This window comes from Fluviicola chungangensis (assembly GCF_007558725.1).
GTDB classification, from domain to species: Bacteria; Bacteroidota; Bacteroidia; order Flavobacteriales_D; family Crocinitomicaceae; genus Fluviicola; species Fluviicola chungangensis.
In genome coordinates, this window is sequence record NZ_VLPL01000009.1 from 124,404 (window position 1) to 148,984 (window position 24,581).

Here is a 24,581-nt window from a genome sequence, read left to right on the forward strand (position 1 = left end):
TTATATTTGCACTCGCGTTTGAGAAACAACGGTAACTCGGAAAACGCATCGTATGGGGGATTAGCTCAGTTGGTTCAGAGCGCCTGCCTTACAAGCAGGATGTCGGCGGTTCGAATCCGTCATTCCCCACAAAAAGAAAAAAGCATTCAGCGGTAGTTGGATGCTTTTTTTCTTTTTGTCCCTCTGTACTCGCTCTCACGCTCACTCTTTTCGGGCTTTTTTCTTTTTGCAGAGCGAGAACTGAGAGTGAGAGAAGAGTGTGAAATCCCGGTTCGAAGTTTCATTCTGTCTCCTCCCTTGAGAAGAGCATACGCAGTATGTGAAGACGAACAACGACAAGCGTCAGTGCGAAAGTTGTGAGGAGGATTAAGGAGGATGGCAGAACCCAAATCTTCCGCAAGCACCGATTTTATTCGAATTCCCCAAATTCATACCGGTTCAATTCCGGTTTGCTCGGAAATCCTAGTATTTCGGTATTTTTGATTAATAATTCTTTCATTCAAAATGAAAAAAGAAAACTTAACCAACATACATCTCCATTCTGCAGGCGCAACTATTCAGCATAAAAGCCCATTTGAAGATCTCATTTCTTATACAAACGAAACCAATCTTTCACAGGAATTTAGGGAAGAATGGGTTATTCCATTTTATTTTGAACTTAATAATCAATCTGATGAATGGATAAAAAAAATGATCGAGTTAAAACCTCAAATAAACGAAAATATCATACTTCAGAATTTGGGTGATTTTGATTGGAGAATACGATCAACGGGAAGTTATTTTGCTGGTATAAAAAAGGCTATTCAATTTCAAGAAATTATCGGGATTCATTTATTGAAAAGTGAAGTTTGTTATGCAGGTTCAGAATATGCAATAACTCTTGCTTCTTTTAACACAAAACGTTCTGTTTATTATTTGAATCTGTATTTGGAATACTATTTAACAAAACCAGAGCTCTATTTTGATCAAGGTTCAGTAATAACTGCTCTTAAATATCTGGATGAAATTAATAATACGAATAATACAGAAAAACATCTGAAAAACTGGGAGAGCCTTGTAATCTGGCGTAACGAAAAGCAAATTGAAAATCTAAACAATCTAAAAAAACTAATTCCAGATAAAAATCTGGAACTAGAACAACAGATTCAGGAAATAAAACCAATGGATACAAACATTGTAATTTCAAATTTTCATAAATCGATTGAATCATTGAAAAGGATAATAAATGGCTAATTAGTGGTTTCATTTCCGTTCGCTCTTCCCCACAAAAAAGTTCAGATGCAAGTCTGGACTTTTTTTTTGACTAATAATTCCACCGCCGACATCCTGCATAGAGTATTTTTTGAGGTTCCCTGTCATTCCCCACAAAAAGAAAAAGCATTACGAGAGTGATGCTTTTTCTTTTTGTCCCTCTTTGCTCACACTTCACACTCACACTGAGTTGTAGCTTTTTCTTTTTGAGTATTGAGCGTGAGTTTTGAGTGTGGAATCTCGGTTCGAAGATCAATCTAGGCTTCCTCCTTTGAAGGAGGACCGAGGAGGGTGGCAAAGCCAAATCTTCCGCAGTGATTGATTTCATTCAGGTGAGAAATGTTCCGATAGTTATCGGATTTTCGCCTGTGTTCTCGATACGCCCCGCACTCGAGCCGACAGGCGAAAGTATTGAGACAACAGCGGTCGATTCCCATTTACTCATCAACACAAATCGATATCGCTTCGTAATCGGTCCCTAAACTTCCTTTCCAAAACCTTTTGAAAAATTCCTCAGAAAAACTTAATTTTACACCCGAAACCTAAATTATAAGACAATAGGCCTAAACTTAAAATGCTTAAATTTTATCATGAGAAAATTATTAATCTTAACCCTCCTGACACCGCTTACTTTTTTTGCTCAAAAAAATGTTTCCAGGGTAGTGGCAAGAGATGTGATCGATCGCGGCATCAAATTGCACGACGAAGAAAAGTATGCCCAGGCAATCGAAGAGTACCAGAAAGTGAATATCAACGATACCGCTTATGCGCTTGCACAATACGAAACAGCGCTGAGTCACATGGAACTCGAGAACTACCACCAGGCTACTCAAATACTCAATGACTTACTGAAATACCAAATCCGTTTCAATTTTAAGCACACCATTTATTTGACGCTTGGAAGCTGTTACGATATGAACAAGAAACCGGAAGAAGCGATTCGTACGTATACGGAAGGACTGAAATTGTACCCTTATCAACACAACTTGCTCTACAACCGGGGGATAACTTACGCCAATCAAAAGAAATACAAGGAAGCAATCAGCGATTACAAACAAGCTATTCAGAGCAATGTTTATCACGGGAACAGCCATTTGGCACTCGGGTTACTGGCTGCACACGAAGGATTATACGATCAGGCGATGCTTTCCCTGCTGACTTTTCTGTGGTTAGCACCGGACGATTCCAGGGCACCCGAAATTACAGCGATCGTTGAACGACTTTCAAACGGATCTTTCGAAAAAGAACCCAAAAACATTAAAGAACTTTTCGGGCCGGATAATTACGAAGATTACAACCTGCTTTTTGAGAATAAAATCGCACTGCAGGATAATTACAAGGTGAAACTCTCAATCCCTACTTCGTATGGAAGACAACTTCACTTGTTTTTGAAAAACAACAGTTACGACAAGTCCAATATGGATTTTTGGAACCAGCACTACCTGCCATTTTTCGAAAAAATCTGGAAAGGAAAAATGCTGGACCAATTTTGTATGGTCCCATTGACTTCCGTTAAGAACGAAGGAGTACAATCCAAAGTCAAGTCAAAGATTTCAGCGATTAAAACGTTTTATGAATGGTCAAAAACAGCTTACAAAGAAGCAACTTCTGATCAGTTTATGGAATTTGAAGGAAAAATGCAGTGGGTAAATGTCGATTACCAACCTTCCCACCTGGAAGGAATCGGTATAATGAACGATAAAAAACAAGTGGTTGGGAATTACTTTATTTACCACAAAAACGGCTTACTGAAAATGCGTGCCCAGTTCGGGGAAGACCAGAAACAGATCGGGACCTGGGAAATATATAACGATTACGACGGAAAAATCACCCGGCGAGTTGGTTTCACATCCAATCCGGACGAAAAGATTCAATATTCCTATTATCCTAGCGGTGAATTATACCTCAAATACCGGACAATCAACGACCTCGAACAGGATACGGTTACTTACTTTTACCGGAACGGAACCATAAAAGAATGTTACCTGATAAAAGACGGGAAGAAAAACGGGATCTACAGAACGTATTATGCAAACGGCCAGTTATCGCTGGAAATGCAATACAAAATGGGACTTGGGGAAGGAAATTATGTTTCGTATTATTCGAACGGGACCAAGCAGGCGGAATTCAAACTGGTGAACGATAACATTGACGGCATCAGTAAGGGATACCACACAAACGGGCAACTTGCTTCTCAATATAACTACGTGAATGGAAAATATGACGGTGAATACGTCAATTATTTCTATGATGGAACAATCGAAAAAAAGGGAACTTACAAAAATGACAATGAGGTAGGTAAATTTGAAGAGTACTTCTTCAACGGAGCCATGGCTGCTTCCATGCTCCTGGATGAATCCGGGAAACAGAACGGAATCAACACCTTGTATGACCTGGACGGAAAAAAATACGAAGAACTGGAATTTTCCAAGGGCGAATTAAAATCAATCACGCATTTTGATAAGGCAGGAAATTCCAAAATCATTTCCGAGAAAAAAGGAAAGAAATTAGATTATATCCGCACTTATCCCGACGGAAAAAAATCCATCGAAGGACAAATCATCGATGATGAACGGGTCGGTGAATGGAAGTACTATGACAAATACGGGAATCTGACAACGCTTGAAAAATACAAAGACGGGAAATTAACCGATACCTTAAAAGAGTTCTTTTCCAACGGACAATTGGAAAGCTTCAGTTTAGTGAACGAAGGAAGAAGAGACGGTTTGTTCCAGGTATTCAATATCTTCGGCGACTTGGTTTCCGAAGGATATTATTCGGACGGCGAATACGACAGTCAATGGATCGGGTATTACTCCGATGGCAGTTTCAAATACAAAAACTTCTTCGTTCAGGGAAGAAAACAAGGATATCAGCTCTCTTACGATGTGAATGGCAAACTGGAAGAACTCGATGAGTTTGACGACGGACTGCTGATTGCGCATACACAATTTGATACAACAGAAAACATTATCAGTCAAATGGGAGAATACAATGGTGAAATCCAATTGAAAGATCCTACGAACAGCTACGTTACCTATATCGGAAACTATAAAAACGGAACGGCAGACGGAATATTCAAATGGTTTACGATCAACCAGGTTTTAACCTGCGAAGGGACGTATAAAAACGGAGATCGTGACGGGGTTTGGCGCTGGTACAACGAAAATGGCAAGCTAACACGCGAAGCGAAATACGTCAATGCCAATTTAGACGGGGTCGATAAAAATTACCATGACAACGGCGTGATCCAATCCGAGTTCACCTATGTCAATGGAGTACGCCAGGGAAAATTTACGCATTACAGTGAAAGCGGGAAAGTTATAATCAGCGGGGAAAACCTGGATGACCAAAGACACGGAGAAGTCAAATACTTTGATCTGAATGGTTCGTTGATGATGGTCCGTTACTACAATTACGGCATTTTCACCTCCTATTCTTATTTAAATCCGGAAGGCAAATTGGTAAAACCGGTAGAGCTGGCCGGCAATGAAATGAAAGTTGCCTGTTATTACAAAACCGGTAAAAAGTCCATGGAACATTTGCGCAAGAACGGTTTGATAGAAGGACACTACATTACCTATCACGAAAACGGGAAAACCTGGGAAGACGAAAGCTTCCTGCACGGCGAGCAACACGGAAAATCAATCGAATACAACGAACTCGGTAAGAAAATAAAAGAGGCTGATTACCTGAAAGGAGAATTGCATGGGAAGTACCTGAAATACAACCAGGCAGGCACCTTGGTTTATGAAGCAAACTACCGTTTCGGAGAGTTGAACGGTGATACGAAAGAATACAACGCAGATGGAAAATTAATCCGAATTATTACATATTATGGAAATGTCGCAGTTAAGGTTCAAACATTCTAAGCAGCTCTTTCTTTTCGTGTGTTTTTTGGGCGCCTTTCTCAGTTCCCGGGCTCAGACGACAGAAATCCTTGCGAACTATAAAATCAAGTACCCTGGAAATCACATTGTTTCGACCAAACATGAACGAACTGTAACTATCCGGTATGTCAAAGGGAAACCGACGTTGGTTTACCATTTTGAATACGAAGATCTGATCATCGACAAAAGCGGCGTGAATATGCTTTCGGAATATGGCATTGATTTCACTTCTTTTGAAACGGTCTCCAACATTGAAGCTTACGCTTTAATTCCTTCGGAAAACAAATCCAAAAAAGTGGCATCAAACGCTGCTTTCACCCGGGATGCCCAATCCGATGGAAGTGTTTTCCACGATGACGACAAGGAAACGATCATTGTTTTTCCCGGATTGATCGAGGGTGCGCTTCGGCATGTTTCGTATGATATCACCATGAAAGAGAATGATTTCCCTTTCGGGTTTATCTTTTGTGATTACACCCCAACGGAGAACCCGACACTCAAAATCATTTCGGATACCTCCATCCATCTGTTACTGAAAGAATACAACATGGATAAGATCAAACTGAAAAAGGAAGAGTCTATCTCCAAGAATATCCGTACAACGACTTACAGTTGTGAACAGGCTTTCTTATTGAAACAAGAAGAAAACGCGCCAAATATCCGGTACTACGCGCCGCAAATCCTGGCACAAATTGCCTATTATAACTACAAAGGACAAAAAATACAGGTTGGGGCCAATTTGTCTGACTTGCACACGAATTATTCCTCGAATGTAGCGGAAGTTGAAAATGAAAAACCAAGCCCGGAAATTACGCGGATCGCTGATTCGATCACGCGCAATCTGACAACCAATCTCGACAAGGTGCGCGCAATCTATTACTGGGTGCAGGATCACGTGAAATACATCGCTTTCGAGGAAGGAATGGGCGGATTTGTTCCACGTCAGCCGAGTTTGGTGGTGGATAAACGTTACGGAGATTGTAAAGACATGGCTTCCCTGATCTATTCCCTGTTGAAAGCAGCTAACATCCCCAGTTATTTAACTTGGGTCGGATCACGTGATATTCCGTTTAAATACAGCGAATTCCCAAGTGGAATGTGTGACAATCACATGATCACCACTTACAAGGAAGACGGGAAATACTACTTCCTGGATGCTACCAATTCCTTTCAGACGATGAATGCGGCAACCGATTTCATCCAGGGAAAAGAAGCACTTCTGCACATCAGTCCAACCGAATTCGAATTGACTAGTATACCGGTCCGGACACAAAATTACTCAACTTATACGGATTACTCCAAAATCAAAATCGAAGGGAAGGACCTGGTTGGAAAGTCCTCTGTCAAAATTGACGGTTATTACCACACACTGATCGGAAATTATGCAAAGGATGTACTTGCCAAGGACCTGAATAAGTTCTTGACCAGTATGAATAATCGTGGAAATAATTCTTTCATTGTCACAAATGGAAGTATGCAAAATGTATTGCAAAGAGACAGTACCGGAGTAATGGATTTTGACTGGACCTGCAAGAATTATTGTACGAATCTGGATGATGCTATTTACGTCAACCTGATCCTGGATAAGGAAATCACTTTTCAGAATGAACTGAAGGAAACGCGTATTGCCCCTTTTGAACTCAACCATCAATCATTCGACCGATACATCGTTGACCTGGAAATTCCTCAAAATTACGTGGTAAACTATCTTCCTGCTCCGGTTTCCTATCATTCCGACATTGTTGATTTTGAAGTGAGCTACGAACAAACCGGATCACGGGTAACCATGACGCTGGATCTCGCTTTGAAATTCTTAATCCTGGAACCGGGCCAATTCGCAGAATGGAACAAATTCGTTGCCCAAAAGAAAAAAGCAATCTCCGAAACTATTGAACTTAAACGCAAAAAATAATATGAAACATCTAATCCTTGGGATACTCGCTTTTGCAGCAACAAGTTACGCGATCGCCCAATCACCGGTCTACATGAATTATGATTGGAAAAGTACCCCTGATAAATTCGAATTAACGGAAAAGGACCGTTTGGAAGACGAGATCCTCCTGTTTGAAAAAAGAAGCATTGAGTTTGCAGAATACAACAACGGATTTTACCAACTGGTCCTGGTTCACAGTATTAAACTGATCAACACCGATAACGGGATCGAGAACAGTAACAAAGTGTATATTTCCAACAAACCCGGTTCAACCGTACTGAAACAAAAAGCGCGCGTAATCAAACCGGACGGAAAAATCATCAACCTCAAGGAAACCGATATCCAGGAATCCAAAGACGAAAACGGTGAAGTGGAATATCATTATTTCGCTTTGGAAGGGTTGGAAAAAGGAAGTTATGTTGAATACCTTCACTATATAAGTGAAGAACCGGTTCTAACGGGTTCTGCCATTTACATGCAATCGGACGTGGATAAAAAGAAGGTCAGTTATGATATTATTTGCCCGAACCACCTGGAATTTAAATTCCACTCTATTAACGGGATGCCTGAGTTCAAAAAAGATACGCTGAATGTGGATGTCAATCGCTGCTTCATTGAGGCTTCGGATATTGAAGGATTGAAAAATGAAGAATCCAGTGCGTATAATGCCGATTTGATGAAGTGCTATTACAAACTTCAAAAGAACACTTCCAATGGAAAATCCAATTTTTATACCTACCTGGACGTCTCTAAAAACGTATATGCCAATCTATTTGAAACAGTATCGAAAAAATCAGCCAAAAAAATCACCTCTTTGGTTGCTGATCTCGGAAAAGGAGACCTGGAAGCCAGGCTGCGCGAATTGGAGTACAAATTAAAATCAGAATTTGGAATAACCGAGGAGTACTTTGATGGAATCAGTGATTTGGACAATATCCTCACCAAGAAAATCACCAATGAAACAGGTATGATCAAACTGATGATCGCCTGTCTGAAAGAAATGAAAGTCAAATTCGAAGTCGTTCTGACCTCCGACCGGGAGGAAAACCCGTTCCTGACAGATTATGAAGCATATAATTTTCTGGACGAAACCATGATCTACCTGAGTGATATTCAGAAGTACTGGTCGCCCGGATTGTTTTCCCGAATCGGTTTTCCTCCATTCGAATTCACCCATAACAACGGATTGTTTGTTGAAGAGCGCATTGTTGCTGATCAGGCTTTCGGAGTCGGTAAAGTGAAGTACATTTCAGGAACCAAAAGTGAGGAATCCATTGACGAGATCAACACAATTGTGACCTTCGATGCCGGATTGACGGAACCTACCATTGAACTTGAACGGAAGTTATCCGGATACAAGGCCATGTTCCCGCAATTCATCCTGGATTTCGTACAGGACGAAGCTAAAAAGACCGAGTTGAAAGAAGAAGTCCTGCTTTACCTTGACAAGGATTCAAAACTCACGGATGTTTCTTTTCAAAACGACAACAGCAAAGTAGCAGGTAAAGAAACATTTATTGCCAAGGGAAAAATTTCGGGAACAAATTTCATCGAAAAAGCAGGGACCAAAACCCTTTTGAAAGTAGGAATGCTTATTGGTCCACAAGCTGAAATGTATAATAAAGAGCCTCGGAAATTACCTGTTTCGACACAATTTACACGTCAGTATGTAAGAAAGATCGTCATTCACATTCCGGAAGGAGTCACTGTGAAAAATCCGGAAATTCTCAACATACATATTGTAACCGCAGATGAAAAAGCGCTGCAATCCGGTTTTATCTCTTCTTATGAATTAAGCGGAAACCAGCTGGTGGTAACAGTGAATGAATTTTACAATAAAGTGTACTACCCCGTCTCGGAATACGAGATGTATGAAAAAGTGATTAATGGGGCGGCTGATTTCAATAAACTGGTACTGGTCCTGGAGTAAACTTGCGGAAAAAGATAAAATAACTCAAAAAAATCCCCGGCATTTGATTCTTGAAATACCGGGGATTTTTTATTTCTTGCAATTGCTTGCAATCTGCGTCATCACCTTGGTTGTAATCTGCATTTCTTCCTGGGTTAATCCGCTCAGAGCAGTTGCGCGATTGGTTGGAATCACCTCATCCATTGCCTCCATCGCATCCAGTGCCTTTTGTGTTACCAGGATGTCCATTTTCCGGCGGTCCGTTTTGTTAATTTTACGCTTCAGGTACTTGGATTCCACCAACAGGTTAATCATCCTGTTAACAGACGCCGCATCTTTAAATACCAATTCAGAAATTTCATTTTGTTGAATACCGGGATTTTCAATCAAACAGCGTATTACCAACCACTGGTCGATAGTAATTTGATGTCCCAAAGATCTCAGACGAGCTTGTGCAAATTGGCGATAGGTACGAATAGCTCGGTCGATCTTATAAAAAATAATCGAATCTAGTTTTTCCACTTGAATAATATTGTTGTAGTAAATTGATAAATTGAGTTATTGATATAACGTCATTTACTCACTCTAAGTTGCATTCCGTGGACAAAATCCGTGAATTCTTTTAAAAGCCTTGCTAAATGAGGCCAAATCAGCGTACCCAAAAATAGAACTGATCTCCGTCCAGGTATAAACTTCCTGATTGTGTAACTCTTTGGCCTTCGCCATTTTAATGTTCCGGAAATAAGTTGCAGGACCAACTCCCATATAGGCCTTAAAGCTTTTGTTCAATTTCGATACAGAAAATCCGATCATCCGTGCATGATTCGTCACGTCGAAATTTTCATGCGGATGCTCATTCATGTAAGCAATCAACTTTTCAATTGCCTTACAGTCTTCCGGGTGCAACATTTGTTTCATAGTCAACAGATTACCAAAACAAAGGTAATAATTGATACATCAATTAATAAATTGCAGTCACTTTATATTACCACTGGTCATTGATTCTGAACCGTTTACAAATTCGGGTAAAAACAGACAACACAAAACCAGTCAAAAAAACTGATTTTTGAAAAAACAATTAAACACAAAGGATATGATTCAATGGTTTTCACATCAATTAAGCATTATCGATCTTTTTGCAATTTTCGGTAAAAAATAACTTCCAGATATTTCTTTGGTCGGCAGCTCCCGTTCTGGTTTTACACATGGAGATATAGAGTACGGTTAGGTAATATAAGTTGAGATGCTTCAGCATTTAACAAAGCAAAACGAACAGAAGCCACCCGATTGAAGAAAAAACAGCTGCATAGCTGAGTAAATTAAAGAAGAAGACCCCGTTTCTAGCTAGCGGGGCTCTTTTCTTTTCCCATTACTTCGTCCAATGCTTCATCCAACAGATCTTCTGATGCTTTAAACGCGATTTTACTAAAAACATAACGCAAGAGTATCAATGCAACGATCGCAAGTGCTCCCGCAACAAAAAATGGTGTTCCGTAAAAAACAGCATTTTTTTCAGCTAAAGGGACCGATTTATAGAAAATCCAAATCATAAAAAACGGCCCGACAATCTCAGCTAAACTCATCAGGGAAGTGAAAATCCCCTGTAATTCGCCCTGTTCATTGCTTTTTACCTCACCTGAAACCAAAGAGCGTACACTCGGATCAACGATTCCCGAAAATGCGTACGGTAAAATAATTACATACATCAACCATCCGTAAGGGATCAAACCAATTCCCAGGGTAACCAAACTTAAAATAACGAGTCCAAGTGTTGCGGCTCCTTTCTCTCCCATTTTTTTCACAATCGGCCCAGCCAGGGCACCCTGCACCAACCCGAAACAAACACCTACTACTGCCAGTGAAATCCCTACATCCTTTGTTTCCCATCCATAACGGGAAATGGTATAATAATTCCACACGGAATGAATTGCCATGTTTGATAATAAAACAATGAACGTAACTACAAACAATCCCCGGTATTTCGGAAAGTGCACAATCTGTTTAATCGCACCTATTGGATTCGCACGTGCCAAATCAAAAGACCTGCGTTCGGAAGCCGGCAGGGATTCTTTCAAAAAAATCAATCCATAAATGAAATTTGTCAGTGACAAAAAGGCTGCGACCATAAACGGAACACGCAATCCGAATTCGGAAGCCACACCGCCGATCGCCGGTCCGATAATGAATCCCACACCGAATGCAGCTCCGATCAAACCGAAATTTCGTGCCCTGTTCTCATCTGTCGAGATATCTGCAATGTAAGCAGCTGCCGTTGTAAAGCTTGCCCCAAACATTCCCGAAACGGCTCTGCCGACAATTAACCATGCCAAACTTGGAGCAAAATACATGAATACGTAATCCAATCCCAGCCCTAAGAGAGACATTAAAATAATGGGTCTGCGTCCATAGCGATCGCTTAAATTCCCAATTAAAGGTGAAAACAAGAACTGCATGGCAGCATACGTAATCAAAACAGGGATGGAATATTTTGCGGATGCTGTAATAGACATATGTGTCGCATCTGCAATCAAACTGGGCAACGATGGAATGATAATCCCCAATCCAATGGAATCGATGCAAATAGTGATTAAAATAAATAGTAATCCTCTGGTCTGTTTTTCACTCATGCGGCAAAATTAAGGATTCCTTTTCTTTAAGGAAAATCTGAATTTTAATTTTAGGTAAAATGTGGATTTCGGGGTGTAAATGGAATTATCAATTATGAATGATTTAATTATCAAGAATGAAACTCCTCTTGATAATTAATAATTAGTCCTGACTCTAACAGTCTTGACTCTTCTGAATATTGACTAGTTTTGTAACATGAAACGTGAATTGGTAAAAACTGCGGATGGTTCAACAACAATCTATCTTCCGGAATGGAACGAGCATTACCATTCCAGTCATGGTGCGCTGCAGGAAGCTCAGCACGTTTTCATTAAACACGGACTCAATCCAAAATCCGAAGATTACCTGACTATTTTTGAAATGGGTTTCGGAACAGGATTAAATGCACTCCTCACCTATTTTGCTTCGGAAAAACGGAATCAATACATTCATTACATTGCTTTGGAGGCGTTTCCCCCAACTCCGGAAGAGATTAAAGGAATGAATTACGTTTCATTCACACGGGATGAAGAGGCTGCAGAAATCTTCCAAAAAATGCATCTGGTTGATTGGAATGCTCCACGGGAAATTTCAGAACATTTTGTCTTGGAAAAAGTTGAAAAACAAATCCAGGACCTGGAATTGGGAGAAGGGAGTATTGATCTGTGCTATTACGATGCATTTGGTCCGCGGGTTCAGCCGGAATTGTGGAGTGCCGAAATCTTTCGTAAGATATACAACTGGCTGAGTCCGGGAGGTGTTTTGGTTACCTATTGCGCAAAAGGACAAGTCAAACGTGATCTGAAATCTGTTGGATTTGAAGTGGTTTCTTTACCTGGCCCCCCGGGCAAACGGGAAATGACAAAAGCAATTAAAAATGAAAATTCGTCATTCGCAATTTAATATCGTAATTTTAGAATCGTAAAAACACAAACAATGGCAAATGTAACTTTAGGAGGGAATCCTCTACACACCAGCGGCGATTTACCTGCAAAAGGATCGCAAGCAGCAGATTTTTCATTAGTAAATACAGACCTGGGAGCAGTTTCGCTGGATAATTACAAAGGAAAAAAACTGATCCTGAACATCTTTCCAAGTATTGATACGGGAACCTGTGCAGCTTCCGTTCGGGAATTCAACAAGAAAGCTTCTACTTTGGAAAACACAACCGTTTTATGTATTTCACGCGATCTTCCTTTTGCTCAAAAACGTTTTTGCGGTGCAGAGGGAATTGAAAATGTGGTAACACTTTCTGATTTCAGAGATGGTGAGTTCGGAAAAAACTACGGATTGGAATTATTGGATGGACCGTTACAAGGATTGCATGCAAGATCGGTAGTTGTTTTGGATGAGGATCACAAAGTCGTTTATACCGAATTGGTACCGGACATCAAGGATGAGCCGAATTACGAAAAGGCATTGGCCGCTTTGTAAATTTTAAGCCACAAGACTTACACAATAGTTCTTACCTTCGTAAAACTTCAGGATAGCAAGGATAGCGAAGGCTTATAGAAACATAGATTTAAAATCCCGTTTAGCAAAGGCTGATCGGGATTTTTTTCCTTTTTGGGGATAAGTGCAAGATTATCCACCAGATACCATGGTAAATAATTTATTTATTCTCCTCCTACATTCGGCAAATTCAACCCTTCCGAATCATTTTTCTCTATTCTCCCGAAAGAATAAGCGATCTTAAACCAAATAATCCGTGTATCCTGCTTGGAATAGCTGTTCATATGAATATTCGGGAATGAAACCCTTGTATTGCTTTGGTCGGTATTGAAAATGTCTTCAAAAGAGACCGAAGTCTTTAACTTTTTCTCGTAAAACTCTCTGCTGAAAGACACATCAAATGATGATCGGTTTCTCACAAATTCGTAAATCTGGTAATTCCCTTTTCCGGTTATGTAATACTCCACATTCATTCGGATTTTCCAGGGTAAAATAAACTGAGAATAAACTCCCAATGTCCACATTCCCTTGTTCCGGTTTACATAACTATAATCCGGGATGGTTGTTTTTGTATAAGAACTGTAGATATACAAAAATGACATCTTATCCACTTCCACCGGCTCGTCCATAAACTTCAGTCCTTTTGTAAACAAGACAAATGGAATTGGAAGTGCCATAAAATAGTTGATCGAATTCACATTCTTATACGTCCGGAAAGTTTGAACAGTCTGTAACGAATTCGGTTGAACAACCACTTCGCTCAGATTTAAAAATTGGGAATGGGTATAATTGACTGAAAGCTGTGCATAATCGAAAAAAGTGATCTTGAACTGGGCATTGTCATAAAAATTAGGTTTCAAGGCACTATTTCCGCTGGAAGAAGTAAAGGGATCATAATACCCCGAATTATTCGGATCATACTGAGAGAAACCAGGTATTCCAATTTTCCGCGAATAGGTTCCGATCACATTTACCAGCGAATTCATACGGTAAATGGCATTAAATGACGGAAAGAAATTAAAGTAATTATTCCTTGCCGTACTTGTTACGTTGGAAGCACGACTCAAACTGAAGTTTTCAGCTCGCAAACCTGTCCCGATCGTGACTTTCTTTCCCAATTTCTTTTTCAGATCGAGATAGCCAGCCAGGTTATCTTCCGTATAATCAAAATCGATCCTGGAGGAATACGTGCGATTATCAAAGATCTCTGAGGAATCATTGTTTAAATTATAGGAGCCGATATTATCAACGTGCATCAAACTGTATTTTACTCCGAAGTTCATATAAAACTTAATTTTTTCAAAAGGGATTTCAGCATCAGCTCTCAGATAAAAGCGATTGATATTCATGTAGTAATCCAAAATACTGAAATCATCCATTTCGGAAACCCGCTGTAAGTTGCTTCTTTTGGACCTGTTCTGATAATTGGAGTAAAATGCGGTCACATTTAGCACCCTTTTTAAAGTATCGAATTCCTGCCTGAATTTTAGCATTCCTTCATTTCCCATTCCATAGTTGCGGGAAGTATAATCCGTTTGAAGCGCAATAGCAGGAACCATTCCGGGGCTTTCCGTCATCGAATTCCCTGTGAACTTCGTATCACCAAAAGAACCATTATAATTCATGATCAAACTTGAACGCCTGGAAAAATTCAGTGTCGCCGAAGGTTTAAAATAAAAATAGCTGCTGTGTACTTGTTCCTTCCTGTCCGAATTCAGACCGATCTCCGGGTTGAATGAACTAAAAACACGGTCCGATGTATCTCTATTGGAACGTTCGTTATTGGAATAGCCAGTCTGCAACTGCCAACTCCATTTAGATTGACGACTGCTTAACACGATGGACGGAGAAATCTTCTGGTTCTGGTTCAAACCATAGTTCAGCGTTACAGTTCCCGACAACCATTTGGTAGGTTTACCGATACTGTTAATATTAATGATTGCTCCACTGACGTTTGCATCGAAAGAAGCTCCGGGATTCGAAATAATTTCGATTGTTTCTACAGAACTGGCCGGTAAACTTTTCAGTAAATTCATCAAATCATCAGTCGACAAGCTGCTCGGAACTCCTTCAAAATAAACCGAAGCCATTTGCCCGCCTACAGCAAAACCACCTCCGGGGTACGGCATAATTCCCGGAACTTTCAAAATTGCATCATAAATACTGCTAATCGATAAAACCGGGTTATCCTTTACCGTCAGAGTTGTCTTATCCGCATCGATCTCAATAAATTTCCGTTGAATTCCCGTAATCGTTACTTCATCCAATTCGGAAACAGGTTCTTTTAATACCAGGTCTCCCAATTGGATCGTATCTGCCATATTTTCTTTAATCTCGAAACTCAGCAGGATCGGTTGGTATAGTTGTGTTTTTACCGTAAACGAATACATTCCCGGAAGTTTTGGTATTTCAATGGATTTCGAACATTCGGAAAACGGTTGTTTAAAAATCGTACTGTCTTTTCCTGCTAGAATTGTAGAAATGGTCAGTTCCTTCGGAACCTCCTCGCAGGGAAAATCCTTCGAAACAAATGAAAACTGTATCCATTGGGATTGAGCAGACAATTCCATAGAGCAAAGCAAGATACAAGCTAGAATGAGCGTACGTTTCATTTGAGTTTTAGTGAACCGAAGTTACAAGATTAATACCCAACAACAATGCTGAAATGTGACTTCGTTACAAATAATCTTTCGAACGGCGAAAAAAATTTAGGGACCCTACCCCCCACCAGCTTTCCCATTTCCGTTCCTCTTCAAAATAGTTAAATCGAAAAAATATGAAACGCTTCCATTTTTTATCCGTACTTATGGCAGGAGCCATCCTGATTTTTGCCGCATCCTGCAAAAAAGACAAACCACAGCCAACCAACCCGGACCCGTCGAATCCTGCAACAAATTACGCAACGGCATTTTTTAACAACAACTTGAGCAACGGAACACAAACATTTACCATCAATGCCGGACAGGCTCAAACCATTACAGGTAACAAAGGAACGGTCATCCATTTCAATGCAAATTCGTTCGTTACGGCAAGTGGAGCTCCTGTTACAGGAAGTGTGCAAATCGAATTGGTGGAAATATTCAGCAAGTCCGACATGATCCTTTTGAATAAACAACCTGTTGGTAAAACAGGAAATGGTGTCAGCCAACTAATTTCAGGCGGACAATTCAGCATAGTGGCAAAACAAAACGGACAAAAACTGAAACTGGCCCCCGGAATGTGTTACCAGATTGAAGCTCCGGCTCCAAACGGTACGAATAATATGATGGGTTTATTCTATGGCCAGGAGACAGACGGACAATTAGAATGGACATAAGCTGATTCGGCATTTGTGAATCCCGGTACGGGAATTTATGCTGCATTTCCTGATTCTACAGGATGGGTAAACCTGGATTACTTCATGAATACTTCAGGACCATTATCCAAATTGAGTGTTCAGATTCCTTCCGGATTTACTACAACGAACACCCGCGTATTCGTTTCAATCGACGGTTCAAGTGCAATGGCGGGAATTTATCATGTAGATTCGGGAATTTTCAATACCGGTGATTACTACAAACTTCCTGTAGGAATGAATGTACACTTTGTGATCATCAGTTTGGATAACAACGAAATTCACGCTGCAGTGGTACCGGCCACCATTACAGCCAACCACATGCAGGTAGTCGGTTCTCTAAATGCATATTCCCTTACCCAATTAGATGCATTGCTTGACAACCTTCCTTAAACAATTTTCGTTTGGTTAAAGGATGGGCATTTTGCTCATCCTTTGCTTGTATTTCATGACTGAAATAATTCCGTTACCTTTTGTTTGAATTAAATCGCGATTCCGTTCATGCTATAAAAAAAGGCGATCGAAAGATTATCCTGGATTTATACCGCTACACTTTTCAGGTGTTAATGGGAAATGCTGTCCGGTATTCAAGCGACCAGGAGAAACAAATGGAAATGGTAAATAATGCGTTTATGAAAATTATCGCAAATATCGATCAATTCCAATTGGGAACAGCCTATTTTTCATGGGCCAAACAAATTGTGAAACGGGAAATCATTGACGATTTCAGAAAAAATAAACGCTACAAAGAACTATTCTCCTACAATGATGATTACAAAAATGATTCATTGCTGAGTGAGCCGGAAATCAACACTACATTTCAAGCCGAAGAATTACAACTGTTGCTTGACCAGCTGCCCCCGGCAACCAAACTCGTTTTCAATCTCTATGCCATTGACGGATTTAGTTCCAAAGAAATCATGGACGAACTCCAGATTTCCTATGAAACAGTAAAATGGCACATCAAAGAAGCACGGAAACGCTTAAAAATTGCCCTGAGTATTCATCAAACCCAAGAAGTAAAGTCATGAAAGATGATAAGGAACATATCGACCAATTGTTCGAGTCATTAAATGACCGCCAGTTCGATATTCCGGAAGCTTTCCTGGAGGATTTGAACAAGCGTTTAGACAATCAACCAAAGAAAAGAAGGTACGGCTTCTTATGGTTCCTGGTTCCCTTTGCTTTAATCGGAGCAATCGGAATCGGCTATTTTTCCTATACTGACAACTCAGAAGAGAAATATCCTGGCCGCAAGGAAAAGAAACAAGTTGCCATAGATGAATACAACAAAAACTTAAAGAACCAAAATACTTACCATTTGAACGAGCCGGATCAACGGATACACCATGCGAGTGATTCGGACTTATCGCAGGAAAAAACCGGATATGCGCAAGCCGGCACACCTGAAAGTATACAGCAATCAGCCAAATTGGCTCATTCCGTTCAATGGGGCCAAACAAAACTGAAAACTGAAAATACACAGGTCAAACAATCTGCACAGATTAAAACTGCAGGTCGAAAATCACGTTCAGAAATCAGCACCGATAAACAAACAAAAGGAACAAGCCAAAAACAACTCACTTACAAAACAAAAAAAATCACCGATTCTGATAAAAAGACAAGCAGCAGTGCAGACATGAGTGTTCCCGATAAAACAAAAGAACCAAATCTTTCTGGTTCAGATAAAGGAACAGCACCCGGAGACAAAACTCTGCAGGCTTCTATTGCCGATTCTGCTGATAAAACTTCAGCAAGCACAAAAGCGGACAGAGAAGAATTGTCCGGTGAATCCGTTCCAGAAAAAGATTCCACGCTGGCACAAACTATAAGTGACAGCGCACAGCAAGTGAACTCAAATCAGCGCGAAAAGGATGAAACCGGTGTAAAACCTCCGTTGAACAATTGGAAAAAAGAAGTGCAGTTTTTCGCAGGATTGGGAGGAAACAGCATACAGGACTCACCGAAAAGCTCCGATTACCTGGCAAAAATCAAACAAGATCAGCATTCCATTTTTGCTGCGTCTTTTGGTGTAAATGTAAACTTCTCCCATAAAAAAATCACTTTCGGTTCGGGAGTTAATTACGCTCAAACCGGGGAAAAATTCAAAGCAGACATGAAAAGTACCGAATTGAAAGATTCTACTTACTCCGAGTTTATCCAGGATACCCTTTGGGTCCAGGATTCTATCGGAAACTGGATTCCGGTTCCACACGATACAACGATCTACCATACGGTCCAATACATGGATTCGGTATCAAACTCCCAGTCATTCCAAAACCGCTATTCGTGGATTTCAATCCCATTGCATTTCGGTTACCGGTTTGAATTGGGAGACTATGAGTTGATTCCGCGTCTGGGAGCAGTTTTTAACTTCGGGATAACCTCGGGAGTTGGAACTTATCCGAATGCTTCGTTTAACAATACCGGTCGGTACAAACCCGTCACAGTTAACGTTTCTTATCTCATCGAGCTGGAAGCAAGAAGAAATTTTGACAAGTGGTTTATCTATATCAATCCGTACTTCCGGTCCATGATCAATCCTGCCGTTTCCGGTGATGTCATTCGCAGAAGATATGCTTCCTGGGGAATACAGTTCGGAATCGGTTTGAAGCTCTAACTATTGATTGTTTTTAAATCAATAGATGATTATTTTTTAATCAGATTACTTGTTTCAAATGAACTTTCTTCTTATCTTAAATAAGAAAACGAGAAGAAATGCTGGTAAAAACATTTGGAAGTGCGGTATTCGGAATTGATGCAACAACGATTACCATTGAAGTGAACATTGCAAACGGAGTCAATTTTATGCTGGTCGGACTACCCGATAAAGCAGTCCAGGAGAGCCATCAACGGATCAAGGCGGCTTTAAAGAACAACAATCTGAATTATCCCGGAAAAGAGATCACTGTCAACATGGCGCCGGCAGATATTCGTAAGGAAGGATCCACTTTCGACCTGGCCATCGGAATTGGAATCCTGGCAGCTTCCGAACAAATTTCCTCTGCCAAACTGGAAGAGTATATGCTGCTTGGTGAATTATCCCTTGACGGGACATTGCAACTAGTTAAAGGAGTGTTGCCCGTAGTTATGCAAGCCAAAAAAGATGGTTTCAAAGGAATTCTTCTCCCCAAACAAAATGAGTCCGAGGCAGCAATTGTAGAAGGAATTGATGTCTACGGAATGGAAAACATGCAGGAAGTCATCGATTTTTTGAACGAAGCAAAGCCATTTACTCCTGTAAAATTCAATATCGAAGAAGAATTCCAACGCCAACTCCATGAAAACGAAGTTGACTTCAGGGATGTCAAGGGACAGAGTGCCATCAAACGGGCATTTGAAATTGCAGCAGCTGGCGGGCACAATGTCATCCTGATTGGTCCTCCCGGGGCAGGGAAATCCATGCTGGCAAAAAGGCTCCCGACCATTCTCCCTCCTATGAGTATTGAAGAATCGCTGGAAACGACCAAAATTCATTCGGTAGCCGGAAAAATCGGTAAAAACAATGGCCTGGTAACTCAAAGACCATTCAGGAAACCGCACCACACGATTTCGGATGTTGCATTAGTCGGTGGGGGATCTTACCCGCAGCCTGGCGAAATTTCCCTGGCACATAATGGTGTGCTGTTCCTGGATGAACTTCCCGAATACAAACGGCAGGTCCTGGAAGTCATGCGACAACCTTTGGAAGACCGGACAGTGACAGTTTCCCGCGCACGTTTCTCTGTTGATTATCCGGCCGGGTTCATGTTGGTTGCTGCAATGAATCCTTGTCCGTGTGGCTATTACAATCATCCCGAAAAAGAATGCGTTTGCGCACCGGGCACTGTTCAGCGTTATTTGAATAAGATTTCAGGCCCCTTATTGGATCGCATCGATTTACACGTGGAAGTCACTCCGGTTTCCTTTGATGACCTGGCTTTCAACGCACCTACTGAAACCAGCGCAGAAATTCGTGAACGCGTCATCCGGGCACGAATTATCCAACTGGATCGCTATCGGGATTCACAAACGCATTGCAATGCACAAATGCAACGAAAAGAGCTGACCCGATTTTGCGAGATCTCCCCGGAAGGCAAGCAATTATTGAAACACGCCATGGACAGGCTGGGACTTTCGGCCAGGGCATACGACCGGATTCTGAAAGTTGCCCGGACAATCGCAGATTTGGAAGAATCAACACTTATTGAAACCGTCCACCTTTCCGAAGCGATCCAATTACGCAACCTGGACCGGGAAAATTGGGCCGGGTAAGCTAAACACTCATTATTCTTTCACAAAATTCAAGGTATAGAGCTCTTTGTCTGTTTGAATTCTGAGTAAATACATTCCGCCGGTAAGCTCCGAAATGTCAATTGCATTTTGATTTACCACCGGATGAATGGTCTTCCCGTCAAGAGATAGAATGGATAAAGCCGACACCTGTAGATCGTGAAGGTTCAGGATATGTAAAAATCCGGATGTCGGATTCGGATAGAGTACGAAAGGAGTCTCTTGAGCATTTTCATCGACTGAAAGGGTATTCAAGGCAAGTTTAACAGCAGCATAAGCATTGATTTTTCCCATTCCCCACTTGGTATCACCCGGAGCAACAATAGTCCCCGTATAATTGTCGAGTCGGGCGGTCGTTTTAATAATATTTTTGACCTGCTGACTGGACAAATTCGGATTTGCATCCAGGATCAGGGAAACGATACCGGTAACGCATGGCGTAGCCATCGATGTTCCGGAAAACTTCGCGAAATCATACGTTTTATTGTTGAAAGTTATCGAAGCAACTGCCGTATAAGCCGCATCCGTATAAGAGGAAATGGAGGAAATCACGTTGACTCCCGGAGCCGCAATATCCGGTTTCATTGTTTCATTATGTAATGGCCCGATACTCGTGAATGATGCCGGAGCCCCCCCGATCGTATTCCCGGAGGTGGTAACATAACTGGACGCATAGGCAGCAACGGTAATCACGCTATTTGCACAGCCTGGCTCTCCGATGGCATAAAATGAGTCTCCGGTGATTCCATTGGCTCCGTAAGCAGAAAACGTTTGACCGAAATTACCTGCGCCGTTTGTTAATTCAGGAAGGTTCCAATAATGAACGGTTCCATCTGTTGCCGAGCCCGTAAGTACAACTCTGTTATTCGCATTCAGGGAACGAATACGAATCTGCATACCAGGTTTTCCATTCAGGGGATTGGCACTTTCTTTGGAAATATTGAACTCAATCGTATCGTTTCCTGCAACTAAAATGGAATCCAGGTATCCGGTCGTGGAGGTAGAGTAAGTGGGGCTTGCAACCAGCAATGTTCCGACATTATTGTAAATGGAGATCTTGTTAGAAAAATTATGCCCCTGTTCTCCCCATACCGTAATACATTCTCCCCACATATTCGGATTGGCAGCATATGAATAAAAGCCAACTAAGGTATTAAAGAAGTTATTATTGAACGTCTTTTTGATATGGAAATTGGTTCCGTTATTGTTTCCGGCTGCAGCAACAAACACAACCTGGTTCGTTGCACTTAATTCGTCAATCGCTTCGGAAAGCAATGAAAACCCATCCAAACTTCCCATCTGATTGTAATAAACTCCCCAACTCATGTTTACAACCAATCGTTTGCCGGCAGCTTCCGCCTTATCTTTCATCCAGACAAACGCATCGATCGCCGAAGCCTGATCAATATAAAAAGTGGTAAAGAGGTATTGGGATTCAAAACCAAATCCGCGGTAAACGGATCCTGCACCGCTTCCTCCTGCAATACCTGAAACATGAGAACCGTGTGTATGATGACTATAAATATTCGCTGTATCCGTTTCGGCAGCAGCCAATTCTGCCGGGGTATCGTATTCAACGCCATACGTTTGTCCGAACGGCAAATCACCGGTTTGTTTGTATTGGTCCCAAGCTGCGTAAACCCGTGACTGTGTAAGCAAAGTGTCGTAAAACATCGGGTGGCCATAGTCAAATCCCCAATCCGTAACACCGATCAATATATCTTTCCCGGTAAACGCTCCCGGTAAATTAATCCCTTGCTGAACACTGTCCGCACGCGTATCTTTTACTGCTTTATCCAGTTGCGGAACAATTTTCCCCGGAATCTCCAGGTAAGAATAGAACTGCGAAAAATCGATGATGTTCAATCGCTCCAAAGGAACTTTCATGGTGGTAATTTTTCCTACAGAACTTCCCAACAGGATATTGTTTTCCTGGATCAGGTTCCAGTTACAATTTGGAAGCCGTTTTCCATATAGCGAAACATACCAAACTCCGGAAATCTTGTAAACCGGATAAGCGTCAACCACTTCCTGGCTCACACCAGTCTCATTTTTAAATGTTTTCGAATACTGTATTAATTGGTCCCAACGCATGCGATTGCTGGCACTCTGAGTCTGGGCAACTAAAAATCCGCTTGCAAAAACGAACATAAGCAGTAATAAGTTCTTCATAATTATCCTATTAATCCGGTATTCAATAACAGCCGGTTGATTGGACAAAGATAGGGTTTTAGATGATGTTTGCCAATTTGGTATTAGATTCCAAATGCCTTAGTCACTAACTCATCATGTGTAATTGCCTGATACGATCTCAGGATTTTGGAATCCTTCTCAATAATCAAAATCCGGGAACAGTATTCGATACAAAAATCAATGTCATGCGAAGCAATCATCACCATCCGGTTGCTTTCTGCGGCGATTTGTCCCAATAAAGACATCACTTCTCTCTTCGTAGGATAATCCAAAAAAGCGGTCGGTTCATCCAGAAGAATGATTGGAGTTTCCTGGATCAATGCTTTGGCAATTCCAACGCGTTGACGTTCGCCGTCACTCAGAGTCGAAGTGGATTGCCCCAACAGAGAATCCAAATGCAGGATTTGAATGTACTTTTGAACGACCAACCGGTCTTCGGCAGTCAATCGTCCGGTGAAATTGGTATAGGAATGCCGGCCTAATTCCAGGTACTCACTCACCTTCAGGTAATCAAAACCCAGGAAATGATTGTCGACCAAGGTAATTTGATGAGCCCGTTCCATCAGCTTCAAGTCAATCCAGTTCCGTCCTTCAATACTCACTTTTCCATCTGGAAATTTACCCTGGACCAGGGAATCCATTAAGGTCGATTTGCCCGAACCATTCGCTCCGATTAAGGCCACAAATTCCCCCCTCCGCAATTCCAATTCCGGAATTTCATACAAGGTCCGATCATGTCCTATGCTGCAATTTTCGAACTTAAGCATTGCGAATATTTTTAAGTAACAGGAACAGAACAATCGGTGCACCAAGCAAAGCTGTTAAACTATTAATCGGCAGGACCATAATGGGCTCAAAAATGCGAATCAGCAAGACACACAAAACCATCACGCTGGCACCAATGAGTCCCGAAGCCAAAAGTAAATGACCGTGCCGTGCCGTTTTATAGAACATACGCACCAAATTCGGAACGATTAGTCCAACGAATCCAATCGGTCCGCAAAATGCCGTTACCAATCCCGCCAATAGGGAAACCACAAAAATGATTTTCCAACGTGTTTGTTTCACTTTTACCCCGAGAATGGCTGCGGGCTTTTCACCCAGGATCAGAGCGTTCAATGGTTTTGTCAATAAAAAGGCCAAACCGATCCCGATCAGGAAAAGCAAGGTAATCAGGGGAACCTGATCAATACTGACCTGCTGTAAAGAACCCATGCCCCAGATGGAAAAAGCTTTGACGCTGTTCGCATCGGCCTTCATCAGGATAATATTTGTAATCGAATAAACAAAAGTACCCAACATCATTCCTACTAAAAGCAAAGAAACCATCGAACGGATCCTGGCTGCAATTACCAGAATCAGCAACCCGAAAACCAAAGCACCGATAGTGGCTGAAACGGTAATTCCGAGATCCAATATTTCCAGTCCGAGCATCGAACTTCCCATAATAGTCAATGCAACCATTAAATGCGAACCTGCGGTAAGTCCCAAAATGGAAGGTCCTGCGAGTGGATTGTTCAAAGTTGTTTGTAAAAGCAATCCCGCAATGGATAAGGCAAATCCTGCGACAACAGCTATAAACACTTCGGGAACCCTGTAAATTACAAACAACTGCCAGGCTTGCTTATCAGAAGTAGTTAGAAAGGAGAACCAGGGATCATCTCCATGTGGAAAACCGATCGTAATCACGGTAATCACGATAAACACGGCAAATGAAAACAGGTGCTTCTTCCACATAAT

18 protein-coding genes and 1 tRNA gene are annotated in these 24,581 nt (G+C 41.3%); 12 read left to right on the forward strand and 7 right to left on the reverse strand.

What is annotated here, in order from left to right; genetic code table 11:
- Positions 1–54: 54 nt before the first annotated feature.
- From FO442_RS16285 to FO442_RS16305, 5 genes are all read left to right on the forward strand, one after another.
- Positions 55–129, forward strand: a tRNA-Val gene (locus tag FO442_RS16285).
- Positions 130–504: 375 nt separating this feature from the next.
- The gene (locus FO442_RS16290) at positions 505–1,233 is read left to right on the forward strand and encodes a DUF6000 family protein (RefSeq protein ID WP_144334282.1); all 729 of its coding nucleotides are present in this window, start codon (positions 505–507) and stop codon (positions 1,231–1,233) included.
- Between the two features lie 608 nt (positions 1,234–1,841).
- Positions 1,842–5,123, forward strand: coding sequence for a toxin-antitoxin system YwqK family antitoxin (locus FO442_RS16295; RefSeq protein ID WP_144334283.1), 3,282 nt, complete (start codon positions 1,842–1,844; stop codon positions 5,121–5,123).
- Positions 5,095–7,053, forward strand: a complete 1,959-nt coding sequence (locus FO442_RS16300; protein ID WP_186280201.1) for a transglutaminase domain-containing protein — start codon at positions 5,095–5,097, stop codon at positions 7,051–7,053. Before FO442_RS16295 ends, FO442_RS16300 begins: the two co-directional genes overlap by 29 nt.
- A gap of 1 nt (position 7,054) precedes the next feature.
- Positions 7,055–9,004, forward strand: a complete 1,950-nt coding sequence (locus FO442_RS16305; RefSeq protein ID WP_144334285.1) for a DUF3857 domain-containing protein — start codon at positions 7,055–7,057, stop codon at positions 9,002–9,004.
- A 69-nt stretch (positions 9,005–9,073) separates the two neighbouring features.
- Here FO442_RS16305 and FO442_RS16310 read toward each other — a convergent pair whose 3' ends face one another.
- The 3 genes from FO442_RS16310 to FO442_RS16320 form a co-directional block, all read right to left on the reverse strand.
- Positions 9,074–9,505 carry a MarR family winged helix-turn-helix transcriptional regulator gene (locus FO442_RS16310; RefSeq protein ID WP_186280203.1) on the reverse strand — a complete coding sequence of 144 codons (432 nt, stop codon included), beginning with the start codon at positions 9,503–9,505 and terminating at the stop codon, positions 9,074–9,076.
- A gap of 63 nt (positions 9,506–9,568) precedes the next feature.
- Complete coding sequence (locus FO442_RS16315; RefSeq protein WP_144334287.1) at positions 9,569–9,901, reverse strand: helix-turn-helix domain-containing protein; 333 nt, start codon at positions 9,899–9,901, stop codon at positions 9,569–9,571.
- 422 nt (positions 9,902–10,323) lie between these two features.
- Complete coding sequence (locus FO442_RS16320) at positions 10,324–11,610, reverse strand: TCR/Tet family MFS transporter (protein WP_144334288.1); 1,287 nt, start codon at positions 11,608–11,610, stop codon at positions 10,324–10,326.
- A gap of 196 nt (positions 11,611–11,806) precedes the next feature.
- Here FO442_RS16320 and mnmC2 point away from each other — a divergent pair, with 196 nt between their 5' ends.
- The gene (gene mnmC2, locus FO442_RS16325; RefSeq protein WP_144334289.1) at positions 11,807–12,493 is read left to right on the forward strand and encodes a tRNA (5-methylaminomethyl-2-thiouridine)(34)-methyltransferase MnmC2; all 687 of its coding nucleotides are present in this window, start codon (positions 11,807–11,809) and stop codon (positions 12,491–12,493) included.
- Between the two features lie 33 nt (positions 12,494–12,526).
- The gene (gene tpx / locus FO442_RS16330) at positions 12,527–13,024 is read left to right on the forward strand and encodes a thiol peroxidase (RefSeq protein ID WP_144334290.1); all 498 of its coding nucleotides are present in this window, start codon (positions 12,527–12,529) and stop codon (positions 13,022–13,024) included.
- A gap of 182 nt (positions 13,025–13,206) precedes the next feature.
- On the opposite strand, the gene FO442_RS16335 is transcribed toward tpx, so the two are convergent.
- Positions 13,207–15,654: a TonB-dependent receptor domain-containing protein gene (locus FO442_RS16335; protein ID WP_144334291.1), complete on the reverse strand. Its 2,448-nt coding sequence runs from the start codon at positions 15,652–15,654 to the stop codon at positions 13,207–13,209.
- Positions 15,655–15,818: 164 nt separating this feature from the next.
- Between FO442_RS16335 and FO442_RS16340 the strand changes: the two genes are divergently transcribed.
- The 5 genes from FO442_RS16340 to FO442_RS16360 all read left to right on the forward strand — a co-directional run bounded on the left by FO442_RS16340 (position 15,819) and on the right by FO442_RS16360 (position 20,630).
- Positions 15,819–16,358 carry a hypothetical protein gene (locus FO442_RS16340; protein ID WP_144334292.1) on the forward strand — a complete coding sequence of 180 codons (540 nt, stop codon included), beginning with the start codon at positions 15,819–15,821 and terminating at the stop codon, positions 16,356–16,358.
- Positions 16,359–16,373: 15 nt separating this feature from the next.
- A complete protein-coding gene (locus FO442_RS16345; protein ID WP_144334293.1) occupies positions 16,374–16,769 on the forward strand; it encodes a hypothetical protein in 396 nt (131 codons plus the stop codon).
- A gap of 80 nt (positions 16,770–16,849) precedes the next feature.
- Positions 16,850–17,407, forward strand: coding sequence for an RNA polymerase sigma factor (locus FO442_RS16350; RefSeq protein ID WP_144334294.1), 558 nt, complete (start codon positions 16,850–16,852; stop codon positions 17,405–17,407).
- Positions 17,404–18,996, forward strand: coding sequence for a hypothetical protein (locus FO442_RS16355; RefSeq protein WP_144334295.1), 1,593 nt, complete (start codon positions 17,404–17,406; stop codon positions 18,994–18,996). Before FO442_RS16350 ends, FO442_RS16355 begins: the two co-directional genes overlap by 4 nt.
- A 98-nt stretch (positions 18,997–19,094) precedes the next feature.
- Entirely contained in the window at positions 19,095–20,630 is a 1,536-nt protein-coding gene (locus FO442_RS16360) for a YifB family Mg chelatase-like AAA ATPase (protein ID WP_144334296.1), read from the forward strand.
- A 12-nt stretch (positions 20,631–20,642) separates the two neighbouring features.
- Here the strand turns inward: FO442_RS16360 and FO442_RS16365 are convergent, their stop codons facing one another.
- From FO442_RS16365 to FO442_RS16375, 3 genes are all read right to left on the reverse strand, one after another.
- The gene (locus FO442_RS16365; RefSeq protein ID WP_144334297.1) at positions 20,643–22,820 is read right to left on the reverse strand and encodes a S8 family peptidase; all 2,178 of its coding nucleotides are present in this window, start codon (positions 22,818–22,820) and stop codon (positions 20,643–20,645) included.
- Between the two features lie 83 nt (positions 22,821–22,903).
- Positions 22,904–23,608 carry an ABC transporter ATP-binding protein gene (locus tag FO442_RS16370; RefSeq protein WP_144334298.1) on the reverse strand — a complete coding sequence of 235 codons (705 nt, stop codon included), beginning with the start codon at positions 23,606–23,608 and terminating at the stop codon, positions 22,904–22,906.
- A complete protein-coding gene (locus FO442_RS16375; RefSeq protein ID WP_144334299.1) occupies positions 23,601–24,578 on the reverse strand; it encodes a FecCD family ABC transporter permease in 978 nt (325 codons plus the stop codon). Before FO442_RS16375 ends, FO442_RS16370 begins: the two co-directional genes overlap by 8 nt.
- Positions 24,579–24,581 lie beyond the last annotated feature (3 nt).